This window comes from Pseudonocardia sp. CA-142604, assembly GCF_050948475.1.
GTDB lineage: Bacteria > Actinomycetota > Actinomycetes > Mycobacteriales > Pseudonocardiaceae > Pseudonocardia > Pseudonocardia alaniniphila.
In genome coordinates, this window is sequence record NZ_CP192045.1 from 4,925,542 (window position 1) to 4,940,572 (window position 15,031).

The following is a 15,031-nucleotide window of genomic DNA, read 5'->3' on the forward strand; positions in this document are numbered from 1 at the left end:
GGCCTGATCCAGCGGCGCCGCGCCCTGAGCCGCTCGCCACCGCCTGGCTCGCTCTCCGGCACTGTGCGCGTCGGAGGCTGGTATCGCGGTTTGCCGACCTCCGGCTGGCGATCATGGCCAGAGGCTGGGGTTGGTGCGCCCCAGGCGTGTGCCGGCACACCCTGCCTCAGGTGTTGATCGCCATTTCGGGACGCGGAACCGTGCGTGGCCCGGTCGTCGGTCCTCAGTCGGTGATCATGACCTGGTGCGGGCCGGGGCTCCGGCCTGCCCTATGTGACCCGGTCGTTGATCACCATTTCGGGACCTGGAGCCGCGTGTAGTGCGGTTGTCGGTCCCCGATTGGCGATCATGGCTCAGGTACGGGGGTGGTGCGGTCGCCGTCGTACGTTGATCATCACTTCGGGACGCGGAGCCGTGTGTGGCCCGGTTGCCGGTCCCCAGTCGGTGATCATGCCTGGTGGTGGGGCCCATCCCCGGACCGAACGCCGGGGTGGGACTGTCGGGGGAGTCCGGCCGGTGCCTGCTGATCCGGGCGGTGATCGTCGTTTCGGGACGTCCAGCAGTGTGTGGCACGGTTGCCCGTCCCCGATTGGTGATCAAGGGTGGCCGCGACTCCAGGAGGCTCTGCCGCCCCTCGGCGGTCGCCCGCGAAACCGGGCCGCCGCGAGGTGACTGCGTCCGCTCCGGGGCGGCCGGCCGATGGGCGCAGGTCCTGGACCGTGGCTTCGCCCGTGATCACGGGCTTAACACAGCCATTATCGCGTGGAAACCGACTCCGGCGATTGCTGACTGATACTCGCATGAGTATCTCAGCGTGAATAGTCGGAGGTCAGTGCGTGTCGCATGATCCGTCGCTCATGATGACCAAACCCGCAACTGGGGCAGGCGATGTGGGTATCGCTGCCCGGGAAACCTTGGAGGACTACACGCTGCGCTTCGCTCCGCGCAGCTACCGGAAGTGGTCCACCGGCGTGGTGGCTGTTTCCGCACTCGGCGGCATCGCCTATCTGGCAGATTTTTCCATCGGCGCAAACATTGGAATCTCCTACGGCACCACGAATGCGCTATGGGGCATCCTGGTGTTCGCGGTCGTCATCTTCGCCACCGGGTTTCCGCTCGCATTCTACGCAGCGCGGTACAACCTGGACCTCGATCTGATCACCAGAGGCAGTGGGTTCGGGTACTACGGATCGGTGGTCACGAACGTCATCTTTGCGACGTTCACCTTCATCTTCTTCGCGCTCGAGGGCTCGATCATGGCGCAGGGCCTCGAACTCGGCCTGCACATCCCCCTCTGGCTCGGGTACGCCGTGTCGACGCTGATCATCTTCCCGCTCGTCGTCTACGGGATGTCGTTGCTCTCGAAGCTGCAGGTCTGGACCACGCCCCTGTGGCTGGTGCTGATGGTGCTGCCGTTCGCCTACCTGTTGATCACGCACCCCGACTCGGTCGGTTCGTTCTTCGCCTACCAGGGTCAGAACGGGCAGGGTGCGCCCAACCTCGGATCGGTGATGCTCGCGGCCGGTGTGTGCCTGTCGCTCATCGCCCAGATCGCCGAGCAGATCGACTACCTGCGGTTCATGCCGCCCCGCACGCCGGAGAACTCACGGCGCTGGTGGACGGCCATGATCCTCGCCGGGCCGGGCTGGGTGATCTTCGGGGCGATCAAGCAGGTCATCGGGCTGTTCCTCGCCGTCTACATCATCGCCAACGTCGCCGAGGGTGCCACCGTGGCCAACCAGCCCGTGCACCAGTTCCTGGAGATCTACCAGGACATCATGCCCGGCTGGGCCGCCCTGACCCTCGCCGTGGTGCTGGTCGTGATCAGCCAGATCAAGATCAACGTCACCAACGCCTACTCCGGTTCGCTGGCGTGGACGAACTCCTACACGCGTGTCACGAAGCACTACCCGGGCCGCCTGGTGTTCCTCGGCGTCAACCTGGCGATCGCGCTGATCCTGATGGAAGCCAACATGTTCGACTTCCTCAACACCATCCTCGGGTTCTATGCGAACTGCGGCATGGCCTGGGTCGTCGTGGTGGCCTCGGACATCGCGATCAACAAGTACCTGCTGAAGATCTCGCCGAAGAAGCCCGAGTTCCGTCGCGGGATGCTGTACGCGATCAACCCGGTCGGCTTCGGATCCATGGTCATCGCCGCCGGCGTGTCGATCGTCGTCTTCTTCGGTGGCCTCGGAGCGGCGGTCCAGCCGTTCTCGCCCCTCGTCGCCATCGGCCTGGGCGTTGTCATGCCGCCGATCATCGCGCTCGCGACCCGGGGGAAGTACTACCTCCGGCGCGACGACGACGGCATCGCCGAGCCGATGTACGACGAGCACGGCAACCCGTCCGGCGAGGTGCTCGACTGCCACGTCTGCCGTCAGGAGTTCGAGCGGCCCGACATGGTCGCCTGCCACACGCATGATGCTCACGTGTGCTCGCTGTGCCTCAGCACCGACAAGGTCGGCGACCACGTGCTCCCGGCTCGGAGTGGGTGACCGCCACGGGGCGTGAGGTCGCGCCACGCCCGGGAACGCCGGCCCGGCGGTCCGCGGACTCGTCGCATCGTGCGACGGGGTCCCGGCCGCTGGGCCGGTTCCACGTCCGGCTCACTCGGTGGCCGAGTGCAGTTGCCCGCCGATGCGGTGGGCGACCGCCCGGGCGGTGCGGTTCACCTCGGCGACGAGCACGGTCTGCTCCTCGGCGGGTGCGTAGTCGGGGAAGGTGAGGGTCACGCTGGCCACGGGGTAGGCCGCGCTGTCGAGTACCGCCACGGCGACGGAGACGAGGCCGGGGGTCACCTCGCCGTCCTCGATCGCGTGGCCGCGGCGGCGGGTCTCCACCAGAATCCGGCGCAGCGCGGACAGCGACCGCGGTCCCACCTCGTGACGGGTGACGAACGCGTCGGGCTCCGGATACAGCGCTCGCACGTGTGCCCTGGTCAGAGCCGCGAGCATGGCGCGGCCGCTGGCGGTGAGGTGCGCGGGCAGCCGCACGCCGACGTCGGTGACGAGGGGCGGGCGACCGGGCGCCCGCTCTTCGATGACGTAGATGACCTCCCGGCCGTGCAGCACGGCCAGGTGAGCCGTGTGCCCCGTGCGGTCGACGAGCCGTCCGAGCGGCACCCTCGCAATGCGCTGTAGCGGCGCTTGCCGGACATACCCCGTGCCGAGCTCGTAAGCAGCCACTCCGAGGCTGTAGCGCCGTTCGTCGGCGAGGTGTACCACGAACCCGCTCTCGGCGAGCGTGGTGAGCAACTGGTAGGTGGTGGAGCGGGGAAGCTGCAGGTCACGGGTGATCGCGGCCGCGGGCACGGGTGTGGCCTGTCGAGCGAGGTAGCCCAGGACCGCCAGCACCTGGTGCGCCGCGGGCACCTTCACCGCTTGACCGGACACCAGGCGACGCTAGCAACTGTCCGGGATCCCGGACAGTGATCTTGGGTGGCATGTGGTGGCGAGGTGGGCGTTCGGTGTCCCATGCACTGATGCAGCCAGTCACCGTCGGAACCGGCCCGCTGTCCCGAACAGAGATCCTCGCCGTAGCCCGGGAGGGGGCCGCTGTCGTTCTCTCGGCGGACGCGGAGTACGAGATCGCCGCAAGTCGCAAGGCCGTCGAGGCACTCGCATGTGACGTGCGGCCGCACTACGGGGTGTCGACGGGGTTCGGGGCGTTGGCGACCCGGCACATTCCGGTGGAGCTGCGGGGTCAGTTGCAGCGCAGTCTGGTGCGGTCGCACGCGGCAGGGTCGGGTCCGGAGGTCGAGCGGGAGGTGGTGCGTGCGTTGATGTTGCTGCGCCTCTCGACGCTCGCGACGGGCCGGACCGGGGTGCGGCCCGAGACGGCACGGGTGTACGCCGGGATGTTGTCGGCGGGGATCACGCCGGTCGTGCGGGAGTTCGGGTCGCTGGGCTGCTCAGGGGATCTTGCGCCGCTCGCGCACTGCGCGCTCGCGGCGATGGGAGAGGGCGAGGTTCGCAACGCCCTGGGCGAGCGGCAGCCCGCCGCCGACGCGCTGGCGGCCGCGGGGATCGCGCCGGTGGTGCTGGAGGAGAAGGAAGGCCTGGCGCTGATCAACGGCACCGACGGGATGCTGGGGATGCTGGTGCTGGCGTGTGCGGACCTGCGGCGGCTGTTGCGCACGGCCGATGTCGTGGTGGCGATGAGTGTGGAGGCGTTGCTGGGCACGGATGCGGTGTTCGCGCCGGACCTGCAGGCGCTGCGTCCCCATCCGGGGCAGGCGGAGTCGGCGGCGAACCTGCGGGTGCTGCTCGCCGGGTCGGAGGTGATGGCGAGCCATCGGACGCCCGAGTGCACGCGGGTGCAGGATGCGTACTCGCTCCGGTGTGCCCCTCAGGTGCACGGCGCTGCCCGCGACACCCTGAGCCACGCGGAGGTGGTGGCGGGCCGGGAGTTGTCCGCGGCCATCGACAACCCGGTGGTCACGGAGGACGGGCGGGTGGAGAGCAACGGCAACTTCCACGGTGCCCCGCTGGGCTACGTGCTGGACTTCCTCGCGATCGCGGTGGCGGACCTCGCATCGATGAGTGAGCGGCGCACGGACCGGTTCCTGGACGTGGCGCGCAACCAGGGGTTGCCGGCGTTCCTCGCCGACGACCCGGGCGTGGACTCCGGGCACATGATCGCCCAGTACACGCAGGCGTCGATCGTGGCGGAGCTGAAGCGGCTCGCCGTCCCCGCCTCCGTGGACTCGATCCCGACGAGCGCGATGCAGGAGGACCACGTCTCCATGGGCTGGGCCGCCGCCCGCAAGCTGCGACGGGCGTTGGAGGGGCTGACACGGGTGCTCGGGGTCGAGCTGCTCACCGCCGCCCGCGCCCTGGACATGCGCGGCCCGCTGGCGCCTGCCCCGGCCACCGCGGCCGTGCGTGACCGGCTGCGGGTCGAGGTCGCAGGACCTGGCCCGGACCGGTGGCTGGCCCCCGAGATCGACGCCGCCGTCCGGCTGGTGGACAGCGGCGAGGCCCTGGTTGCGGCGGAGTCGGTGGTCGGCCCGTTGCGCTGACGGCGCTTGCGCAAGGCGCTCGTCAGGGCACTACTCGTATCGCGAAGGAAAACCACGTCCGACCCGACGAACGAGGAGGAACGCCATGGAGGGCGCCCGTCCCGTCCGAGCCGCCCGTGGCACGACCCTGACTGCGCGGTCCTGGCAGACCGAAGCGCCGCTGCGGATGCTCTGCAACAACCTCGACCCCGAGGTGGCAGAACGGCCCGACGACCTCGTGGTCTACGGCGGCACCGGACGCGCGGCGCGCGACTGGGCGTCCTTCGACGCGATGGTGCGCACCCTCACCACCCTGGCCGACGACGAGACGATGCTGGTGCAGTCCGGGCGTCCGGTCGGGGTGCTGCGCACGCACGAGTGGGCACCGCGCGTGCTCATCGCCAACTCCAACCTCGTCGGCGACTGGGCCACGTGGCCCGAGTTCCGCAGGCTGGAGCGGCTCGGCCTCACCATGTACGGGCAGATGACCGCGGGCTCGTGGATCTACATCGGCACCCAGGGCATCCTGCAGGGCACCTACGAGACGTTCGCCGCCATCGCCACCAAGCGGTTCGGCGGCTCGCTCACGGGCACGCTGACCGTCACCGGTGGCTGCGGCGGAATGGGCGGGGCTCAGCCGCTCGCTGTCACCCTGAACGGCGGGGTGTGCCTCGTGGTCGACGTCGACCCGGCCCGGCTGCGGCGCCGGGTCGAGCACCGCTACCTCGACGAGCTGTCCTACGACCTCGACGACGCCGTGGCGCGCTGTGAGCGCGCCCGGCACGAGGGCACGGCGTGGTCGGTCGGAGTGGTCGGCAACTGTGCGACAGTCCTTCCGGAGCTACTACGCCGCGGCGTAGAGGTGGACATCGTGACCGATCAGACCTCTGCGCACGACCCGCTGTCCTACCTGCCCGACGGCGTGGATCTCGACGACTGGCCCGAGTACGCGGCGTCGAAGCCCGAGGAGTTCACCGACCGGGCGCGGGAGTCGATGGCGCGCCATGTCGAGGCCATGGTGGGCTTCCTCGACGCGGGCGCCGAGGTGTTCGACTACGGCAACTCCCTGCGCGACGAGGCCCGGCGGGGCGGCTACGAGCGCGCGTTCGCCTTCCCCGGTTTCGTCCCGGCCTACATCCGGCCCCTGTTCTGTGAGGGCAAGGGCCCGTTCCGGTGGGCGGCGCTCTCGGGCGACCCGGGCGACATCCACGCCACGGACGACGCCGTGCTGGAGCTCTTCCCCGACAACGATCGCCTGCACCGCTGGATCCGGGCAGCTCGCGACCGCGTGGCGTTCCAGGGCCTACCGGCCCGTATCTGCTGGCTGGGCCAAGGCGAGCGGGACCGCGCCGGGCTGCGGTTCAACGAGATGGTCGCCTCGGGTGCGCTCTCCGCACCCGTCGTGATCGGCCGTGACCACCTCGACACCGGCTCGGTGGCGTCTCCGTATCGGGAGACCGAGGCGATGGTCGACGGGTCGGACGCCATCGCCGACTGGCCGCTGCTCAATGCGCTGGTCAACACCGCGTCGGGGGCGAGCTGGGTGTCGATCCACCACGGCGGCGGGGTCGGGATCGGGCGGTCCCTGCACGCCGGGCAGGTCACGGTGGCCGACGGCACCGAGCTGGCCGCCCGCAAGATCGAGCGTGTGCTCACCAACGACCCGGCCAGCGGCGTGCTGCGCCACGCCGACGCCGGATACCAGCGGGCGTCGGAGGTGGCGACCGCGCACGCCCTGCGCGTGCCGATGGCGGACGTCGGAGCCGATCGGTGAGCGCTCCGTCGCGCATCGAACGCCGGTCCATCGACGTCGTGCCCGACGCCGAACGGCACGGTTCCCCGGTGAGCCAGTTCACGCTGTGGTTCGGGGCGAACATGCAGATCACCGCGATGGTGGACGGCGCACTCGCCGTGGTCTTCGGGGCCGATGCCCTGTGGGCGATCGTCGGGCTCCTGATCGGCAACATCGCAGGTGGGGCTGTGATGGCCCTGCACTCGGCGCAGGGTCCGCGGCTCGGACTCCCGCAGATGATCTCGAGCCGCGCTCAGTTCGGGGTCTACGGTGCGATCGTTCCGCTCGTGCTCGTCGTGCTGCTGTACCTGGGCTTCGCCGCCACGGGCACGGTGCTCGCCGGGCAGGCGATCAACGAGATCGTGCACGTCGACGCGCCTGCTGTCGGGATCATCGTCTTCGGGCTGCTCACCGGGATCGTGGCGATTCTCGGGTACCGCTACATCCACATGCTCGGGCGCGTGGCGACCGTCGTCGGAATCCTGGGGTTCACCTATCTCGCGATCATGCTCGTCACGCAGTACGACGTGGGGGCGTTGCTCGGGGTGATCCCCTTCGACGTCGCGACGTTCCTGCTCGCCATCTCCCTCGGTGCAGCCTGGCAGCTGACCTACGGCCCCTATGTCGCCGACTACTCGCGCTACCTGCCCCGCCACACCAGCGAGAGCGTGACGTTCCATTCGACGCTGTGGGGGAGCGTGCTCGGCTCCCAGTGGTCGATGACGCTCGGCGCGCTGATCGCCGCCATCCCGGCTGCGGCCGGTGGGAGCTTCCTTGACCAGCAGGTCGGATTCCTCGGCGAGCTTGCCGGCGGCGCAGTGGCCGCGATCGCGATCTACCTCGTGATCGTGGTCGGCAAACTCACCGTGAACTGCCTCAACGCCTACGGCGGGTTCATGTGCATGCTCACCACGGTCACCTCGATGACGCGGGCGTCCCGGGTGTCGCGGGCCGGCCGGATGGCCTTCATCGTGGGGTTCCTCCTGGCGTCCGTGCTGATCGCGCTGCTCGCCTCGGCGAACTTCCTCGACAACTTCCGCCAGTTCATGCTCGCTCTGCTGATGGTCTTCACGCCCTGGAGCGCGATCAACCTGATCGACTACTACCTGATCTCGCGGGAGCGGGTCGACGTGCCGGCGCTCTACGACCCCGACGGCCGCTACGGCCGGTGGAACGTCGTCGCGCTGGTCTCCTACGCGGTGGGTGTGCTCGTTCAGATCCCGTTCATGGCGCAGGAGCTCTACACCGGCCCCGTCACCGAGGCGCTCGGCGGTGCGGACATCTCCTGGCTCGTGGGCCTGGCCGTCACCGCTGCCGTCTACTACCCGTGGGCCAGGCGTACCACGGACGTGCCGGCCGAGATGACCTATCCGCCCGGAACGCTCGCCGCAGAAGCAGACGTGCGATGAGTGAGCTTGCGAGCGAATCATCATCCGGACAGCGCTTCGATGCGCTCTGGAGCGATCTCGAGCAGGTCGGCCGCCAGGGTCGTTCCGGTGGATACCGGCGCTTCGCCTGGACGGCGACGGACGCCGCGTTGCGTGAGTGGTTCACCGGCGAGGCGCAGAAGCGCGGGCTCGACGTCACCAGCGACCGGGCGGGGAACCTCTGGGCCTGGTGGGGCGATCCCGACGCCGACGGGCCCGGTCTGGTGGTGGGCAGCCACCTCGACTCGGTGCCCGACGGCGGAGCCTTCGACGGCCCGCTCGGCGTCGTGTCGGCGCTCGCCGCCGTGGACGCGCTGCGGGCCCGGGGATGGACGCCGCAGCGACCGCTGGGCGTCGCCGTGTTCTCCGACGAGGAGGGCGCGCGGTTCGGGGTGGCCTGCGCCGGGAGCCGGATCATCACGGGCGCCCTCGGCGCCGACCGCGCCCGGTCGCTGCGTGACGCCGACGGCACCACCATGGCCGAGGCCATGTCGGCTGCCGGTCACGACCCCTCTCAGGTCGGCCCCGATGAACGTGCCCTGCGCCGCGTCGCCACCTTCGTCGAGCTGCACGTCGAGCAGGGCAAGGGCCTGGTCGACGCGCGCGAGGGCGAGGGCGCACCGGTGGGTGTGGCGAGCTCGATCTGGCCGCACGGCCGGTGGCGACTCGACCTGCGCGGCCGGGCCGACCATGCCGGCACCACCCGGCTGGCCGACCGCGACGACCCGATGCTCGCGCTCGCCGCGGTCGTGGGCACCGCCCGCAGCGCGGCGGAGCGGTATGCCGCGCTGGCCACGGTGGGCAAGCTCTCGGTGGAGCCGAACGGGGTGAACGCCATCCCGTCGGCCGTCACGGCCTGGCTCGACGCGCGCGGGCCCCTGGAGCAGGACGTCCGCGCGGTCGTCGCCGCGGTGGGTCTCGCGGCGGGAAGCGAGCCCGTGGAGGAGTCCTGGACCGCGGCGACCGACTTCGATACGGCGCTGCGGGACCGGCTCGCCGCTCTGCTGGGCGAGGACGGAGCACCGGCTCCCGTGCTGCCCACAGGTGCGGGCCACGACGCCGGGATCCTCTCGGCGGCCGGCGTCCCGACCGCGATGCTGTTCGTGCGCAACCCGACCGGCGTGTCCCACTCCCCGTACGAGCACGCCTACCCGGATGACTGCCATCGTGGTGTCGAGGCTCTCGTGCGGGTCCTGGAGGAGCTCGGGTGACGGTGGCATCGCCGGCGCAGACGTGGTGGTGCGAGCACGCCTGGATCGGCGAGGGTCCGGCATCCCGCGTGCGTGTCGGCGTCCGGGACGGCCGGATCACCGCGGTGGAGACCGGCGTGGACGCCGCGCCCGGCGACGAACGGCTTCCCGGCATGGTGCTGCCCGGGTTCGCCAACGCCCACAGCCACGCCTTCCACCGCGCGCTGCGTGGCCGCACCCATGACCGCGGCGGCACGTTCTGGACCTGGCGGGAGCGGATGTACGCCGTGGCGCGGCGGCTCGACCCGGACTCCTACCTCGCGCTGGCCCGGGCGACATACGCCGAGATGGCGCTGGCGGGTGTCGTCACCGTCGGGGAGTTCCACTACCTGCACCACGGCCCGGGCGGCACCCCGTACGCCGACCCGAACGCGATGGGCCACGCGCTGACCCAGGCGGCCACCGACGCCGGGGTGCGGCTCACCCTCCTCGACACCTGCTACCTGGCCGGGGGTCTGACCGCCGCAGGCCACACCCCGCTCGACGAGGTGCAGGCCCGGTTCTCCGACGGGGACACGGCGGGGTGGGCCGAGCGCGTCGACCTGCTGTCGGACGGCGAGTCACTGCGCATCGGCGCGGCGATCCACTCGGTCCGGGCGGTGCCTGCTCCCCGGTTGTCGCACGTGGCGACGGCCGCGTCCGGTCGTCCGCTCCACGTGCACCTCTCCGAGCAGCCGCAGGAGAACGAGGCCTGCCTCGCGTTCTACGGCTGCACGCCCACTGCCCTGCTCGCCGAGCGCGGCGTCCTCGGGGCCGCCACCACGGCGGTGCACGCCACCCACCTCACCGAGCAGGACGTCGCGCTGCTGGGCGGTTCGCACACCACCGTGTGCGCCTGCCCGAGCACCGAGGCCGACCTCGCCGACGGGATCGGGCCGTTCCGTGCACTGCGCGATGCCGGGTCGCCGCTGACGGTCGGCAGCGACCAGCACGTCATCGCCGACTTGCTGGCGGAGGCGCGGCTCGTCGAGTGCCACGAGCGGCTGGCAGCCGGCGAGCGGGGCCGGTTCACGCCGGTCGCGCTCCTCGGCGCCCTCACCACGCACGGACACGCCGCTCTCGGCTGGCCCGACGCCGGCTGCATCGCACCCGGGCAGCGGGCCGACCTGGTCGCGGTGCGCCTCGACAGCCCCCGCACGGCCGGGTCGGACCCCGCTCAGGTGGTGCTGGTGGCAGGCGCCGCGGACGTCGACACGGTGCTGGTCGGCGGCGTGCCGGTGGTCACGGGCGGGGTACACCGGCTCGGCGACGTCGGCGCCCTGCTGCGCGCCGCGATCGAGCCCCTCTGGAGCGGGACATGACCACTCATGCAGCGACGTTGATCACCGGCGTCGCCGAGCTCGTCAGCAACGACCCGGAGCTGGGGGCCGGGCCACTGGGGCTGGTGCCCGATGCGGCTCTCGTAGTGCAGGGCGGCACTGTCGCCTGGGTGGGCCCGGCAGGTGCCGCACCTCCGGCCGACGCTCGTGTGGACGTCGGCGGACGGGCCGTGCTGCCGGGTTTCGTCGACAGCCACGCGCACCTCGTGTTCGCGGGGGAACGCTCGGCGGAGTTCGAGGCGAGGATGTCCGGTGTCCCGTACGACGGTGGCGGCATCGCCTCCACCGTGCGGGCCACCCGCGATGCCGGCGATGAGCAGCTGCGATCGCAGCTGCAACGTGTCGTCGCGGAGATGCGTGCCCAGGGCACGACCACCGTGGAGGTCAAGAGCGGGTACGGCCTGACGGTGGCGGACGAGGCCCGCGCCCTGCGGCTGGCCCGCGAGGTCACCGCGGAGACGACCTTCCTGGGGGCGCATGTGGTGCCGCCCGAGTACGCCGGTCGCGCGGACGAGTACGTGGCGCTGGTCACCGGGCCGATGCTGGCGGCATGCGCACCCCACGCACGCTGGATCGACGTCTTCTGCGAGCCCGCCTCGCCGCACGCGTTCGACGGCCCGGCGAGCCGTGCCGTGTTGGAGGCCGGCCGGGCCGCTGGGCTCGGCCTGCGGGTGCACGGGAACCAGCTGGGCCCCGGACCTGGTGCGCAGCTCGCCGTCGAGCTGGGCGCCGCCAGCGTCGACCACTGCACGTTCCTCAGCGACGCGGACGTCGACGCCCTCGCGTCCGGCCGGACCGTGGCGACGCTCCTCCCCGGTGTCGAGTTCTCGACCCGCCAGCCCTACCCGGACGCCCGGCGCCTGCTCGAAGCCGGTGTCACGGTCGCGCTGGCCACCGACTGCAACCCCGGCACGTGCTTCTCGTCGTCGATGCCGCTCTGCGTGGCGCTGGCGGTGCGGGAGATGGGAATGACGCCCGTCGAGGCCGTGCTGGCCGCAACCCGGGGCGGCGCTGCCGCCCTGCGCCGCGATGACATCGGTCACCTCGGGGTGGGGGCTCGCGCCGATATGGCCGTGTTGGACGCACCCTCGTACCGATTCCTGCCCTACCGGCCGGGTGTGCCGCTCGCGCACACCCTCGAAGTCGCGTGAACCGCATCGCCACGAGTCACGTTCATGACGGGCAGGCGGCGCGTGAGCGCGCGGCCTGCCGGTGCCCCGACGACCGGCCGCGAGATGCGGCGGCCCAGGCATCTGGCCGGACGATGAGGAGTTTCGTGTGCGTGCCCGTTCTGCTCGGTTGCTGGCCGGCGGCCTGATGCTCGCCACCGTCGGGCTGACCGCGGCCTGCGGAGGTCAGCCGGTCGTGACCGGTCCCGTGGCCGTTGTCATGCCGTCCGCGCCGTCGACGTTGGCCGCGCTCTCGGCGAGCGTCCGAGCCCCCATGGCGTCGGCGGCTGACATCGACGGCAAGCCGGTGAACTGCGGAAAGGTCGGCCCCACCGGCGGCAAGCAGGTGGACCTGATCGCCGAGGCCACTCCCGCCGGCACGGTGGGGTGCACGGACGCGATCAACGCCATCAGCCAGTACTACAAGCGAGCCTCTGCCCCCGTCGCCGGAGACGGCACGGCCCGCATCCGGAAGGTCGGGAAGTGGACCTGCTTGATCGACACCGGGCTTCCGGTCAGCCAGCGGTACATCGTCTGCGGCAGCACTGACGGTCTCGCCCTGCACACCCAGCCCTGACGGTCCGGACACGACCGAGCGCGCGTGACGATCTTCGCCATCCGGTGAACCGGGTCCCCGCGCCCCGCGTTGATCACCAGCGGGTGGCGCGGAACGCGCGGCCCGTCAGTGCACGGCGAACGACCGCGACCACGCGGAGGCCCGGGCACCTGACCTGACTATGAGGAGTTTCCCGTGGGTGCCCGCTCTGCTCGCCTGCTGACCATCGGACTGATGCTCGCCACTGTCGGACTGGCATCGGCCTGCGCAGGCCAACAGCCGGTTGTGACCGTTGCGCCGGCCGGCTCGTCCGTGGCCGTTTCCGCTTCCGCGGTGCCGGCCGGGCCTGGCGCGCCCGCCGAGCCCGCCGTGCCGGCCGAGCACGCCGGGCACGCCGCACCGGCCGAGCCCGCCGAGCCGGCACCCGCTGCCGCGCCGTTCCCCGCTGCCGCACCGGACAGCGAATCGGAGGCGGTGAACTGCGGCAAGGTCGGCCCCGAGGGAGGTCAGCAGGTGGATCTGATCGCCGAGGCCACCGACGCCGGCACGGTGGGGTGCACGGAGGCGATCAACGTCATCACGCAGTACTACCACGATGCGGCTGTCCAGGTCCCCGGCGACGGAACGTCGCGCATCCGGGAGATCGGCAAGTGGACCTGCGCTATCGACACCGGAGGACCGGTCAGCAGCCGGCAGATCGGCTGCGGCACCGACGACGGCTTCGCCATGCACACCCAGCCCTGACCGCGGGCAGTCCGGGCGACGTCTCGAAGCGCCGCCTCAGACGGCCGGGGTGTCGGCCCGCCGGTCCATTCGCCGCGACAGACGGGCGAAGACGGCGGGCGCCACCCCGTGCACGCGGGCACCGACGGTGAGCCAGCGGGGCACGAACACCTCGGCCCGGTCCCGTCGCACGGCCTCCACCAGCGCCTCGGCCACGCGTTCCGGGCTGACCGGACGCGGGAAGCGCCGGTGGTAGGGCTGCCCTCGCCGTTCGTAGTACGGGGTGGTGACCGCTCCTGGGAGCATGGTGGTGACCCCGACCTCCGACTCCACCCGCAGCGCGTCGGCGAACCCGCGCAGGCCTGCCTTCGTGGCCGAGTAGGTGGCCTCGTACGCCACCCCGATCGCCGCGACGGAGGCCACGAAGACGACGTGGCCGTGCGCGGCGCGCAGGGTCGGTAGCAGGGTCCGGGTGATCTGGACGGGAGCGACGAGGTTGACCGCCAGCAGTTCGTCGACGACGTCGGCCGGCGTCTCGGCCAGGGGACCGGCCGCGCCGACACCGGCACCGTGGACCAGCAACTCCGCCCAGCCGTCAGCGGCGTCGCACACCGTCTCGACCCCTGCACGGTTCCGCAGGTCCGCGACCACCGCGCGCCCTCCGGTGCGAACGGCGACGGCATCGAGGCGGTCCCGGTCGCGGCCCACGAGGAGAAGCCGGCAGCCGTGGTGGGCGAGTCGCTCCGCCACGGCCGCCCCGATCCCGGAGGAGGCGCCGGTGACGACCGCGTTGCGCGGTAGTCGCGTCATCCGGAGATGCGGCCGTGCTGTACGCCGGCGTCACGGCGTGGGGGCAGGTACGTCGGGAGCTGGTGTGCTGCCGAGTCGGCGATGGCCGCCCGATGCCGCAGGATCCGGTGGCCTCGCGCGACGATCAGCGCGATCGATCCGATGACGACAAGGGCGGCGAGGCACTCGCCCGCGAGCTGGGCGGGGGAGGTGTCGAGTTCCTCGCCCAGCCAGCCCACACCGATGAGGACACCGACCACCGGATCGACGCTGGTGATCACGGCCACGGCGGGGGCCACGAGCTGGCCGGCCTGGAACGTGTTCTGGCTCAGCAGGAAGCCGATCGGGCCGATGATGCAGACGATGTAGAGGACCGGGTGCCGAAAGGGTTCGTCCAGCCCCAGCCGCAGTTGGCCCGTGATGACCTTCATCAGCCCGGCCGTGACGCCGTACAGCACGCCGGTGGCCAGTGCGAGCGCCAGTACGCGCGAGGGGTGCTCGACGCTGGCTGCGTAGAAGATGCAGCCGACCACCACGACGGCGAGGGCGATCGCCAGAGGCAAGCCGCCCCACAGGTCGATGTCCCCGTCGGTCGAGCCGGCCGTCGGCCGCGCGAGCAGCAGGAACGTGGAGAGCCCTGCGGCGCAGAGCAGCGCGCCGAGCAGGATCAGCGGGTCGGGACGATGGCCGGACATCAGCGCGGCGAACACGGCGGCGAAGGCCACGCCGGTGACGAGCAGCGGCTGCACCACGGCGAGCGGCCCGAACGCCAGCGCCACGATCTGGAAGAAGAGGGCCACGATCGTGGCGACCAGCCCGAGCAGCCACATCGGCCGCGCGAGCAGTTCCACGATCAGCCGCGGGCTCAGCGTCGGGGTGACGGCCACCTCGTGGGTGGCGCGTTGCTGAGCGGCGCTGGCGAGCCCGAACCCGGCGGCGCCGAGTACGGCGGCCGGCACCGCAATCACCAGCGCGGTTCCCGTGTCCATCGTCACCTCCGCCCC

The 15,031-nt window shown here is 71.4% G+C and carries 12 protein-coding genes; 9 read left to right on the plus strand and 3 right to left on the minus strand.

Features of this window, described 5'->3' with window-relative positions:
* The first annotated feature begins 857 nt into the window (after positions 1-857).
* Positions 858-2,498 carry a purine-cytosine permease family protein gene (locus ACQPZQ_RS22285; RefSeq protein ID WP_433299311.1) on the plus strand — a complete coding sequence of 547 codons (1,641 nt, stop codon included), beginning with the start codon at positions 858-860 and terminating at the stop codon, positions 2,496-2,498.
* Positions 2,499-2,609: 111 nt separating this feature from the next.
* On the opposite strand, the gene ACQPZQ_RS22290 is transcribed toward ACQPZQ_RS22285, so the two are convergent.
* A complete protein-coding gene (locus ACQPZQ_RS22290) occupies positions 2,610-3,395 on the minus strand; it encodes an IclR family transcriptional regulator (protein WP_433298898.1) in 786 nt (261 codons plus the stop codon).
* A gap of 89 nt (positions 3,396-3,484) precedes the next feature.
* On the opposite strand from ACQPZQ_RS22290, the gene hutH reads away from it, so the two are divergent.
* From hutH to ACQPZQ_RS22330, 8 genes are all read left to right on the plus strand, one after another.
* Positions 3,485-5,023 (plus strand): histidine ammonia-lyase, encoded by a 1,539-nt coding sequence (gene hutH / locus ACQPZQ_RS22295; RefSeq protein ID WP_433298900.1) that lies wholly within the window; start codon positions 3,485-3,487, stop codon positions 5,021-5,023.
* Between the two features lie 85 nt (positions 5,024-5,108).
* Positions 5,109-6,776: a urocanate hydratase gene (gene hutU, locus ACQPZQ_RS22300; RefSeq protein ID WP_433298902.1), complete on the plus strand. Its 1,668-nt coding sequence runs from the start codon at positions 5,109-5,111 to the stop codon at positions 6,774-6,776.
* Positions 6,773-8,203 carry a purine-cytosine permease family protein gene (locus tag ACQPZQ_RS22305; RefSeq protein ID WP_433298904.1) on the plus strand — a complete coding sequence of 477 codons (1,431 nt, stop codon included), beginning with the start codon at positions 6,773-6,775 and terminating at the stop codon, positions 8,201-8,203. Before hutU ends, ACQPZQ_RS22305 begins: the two co-directional genes overlap by 4 nt.
* Complete coding sequence (locus ACQPZQ_RS22310) at positions 8,200-9,432, plus strand: allantoate amidohydrolase (RefSeq protein ID WP_433298906.1); 1,233 nt, start codon at positions 8,200-8,202, stop codon at positions 9,430-9,432. The genes ACQPZQ_RS22305 and ACQPZQ_RS22310 overlap by 4 nt, the downstream gene beginning before the upstream one ends.
* Positions 9,429-10,772: a formimidoylglutamate deiminase gene (locus tag ACQPZQ_RS22315; protein ID WP_433298908.1), complete on the plus strand. Its 1,344-nt coding sequence runs from the start codon at positions 9,429-9,431 to the stop codon at positions 10,770-10,772. The genes ACQPZQ_RS22310 and ACQPZQ_RS22315 overlap by 4 nt, the downstream gene beginning before the upstream one ends.
* Positions 10,769-11,941: an imidazolonepropionase gene (gene hutI, locus ACQPZQ_RS22320; protein ID WP_433298910.1), complete on the plus strand. Its 1,173-nt coding sequence runs from the start codon at positions 10,769-10,771 to the stop codon at positions 11,939-11,941. The genes ACQPZQ_RS22315 and hutI overlap by 4 nt, the downstream gene beginning before the upstream one ends.
* A gap of 127 nt (positions 11,942-12,068) precedes the next feature.
* Positions 12,069-12,536 carry a hypothetical protein gene (locus ACQPZQ_RS22325; protein ID WP_433298912.1) on the plus strand — a complete coding sequence of 156 codons (468 nt, stop codon included), beginning with the start codon at positions 12,069-12,071 and terminating at the stop codon, positions 12,534-12,536.
* A 174-nt stretch (positions 12,537-12,710) separates the two neighbouring features.
* Positions 12,711-13,259, plus strand: a complete 549-nt coding sequence (locus tag ACQPZQ_RS22330; protein ID WP_433298914.1) for a hypothetical protein — start codon at positions 12,711-12,713, stop codon at positions 13,257-13,259.
* 36 nt (positions 13,260-13,295) lie between these two features.
* Here the strand turns inward: ACQPZQ_RS22330 and ACQPZQ_RS22335 are convergent, their stop codons facing one another.
* Together ACQPZQ_RS22335 and ACQPZQ_RS22340 are read right to left on the minus strand one after the other, a co-directional pair.
* A complete protein-coding gene (locus ACQPZQ_RS22335; RefSeq protein WP_433298916.1) occupies positions 13,296-14,048 on the minus strand; it encodes an SDR family NAD(P)-dependent oxidoreductase in 753 nt (250 codons plus the stop codon).
* Positions 14,045-15,016: a DMT family transporter gene (locus ACQPZQ_RS22340; protein WP_433298918.1), complete on the minus strand. Its 972-nt coding sequence runs from the start codon at positions 15,014-15,016 to the stop codon at positions 14,045-14,047. The genes ACQPZQ_RS22335 and ACQPZQ_RS22340 overlap by 4 nt, the downstream gene beginning before the upstream one ends.
* Between the last annotated feature and the right edge of the window lie 15 nt (positions 15,017-15,031).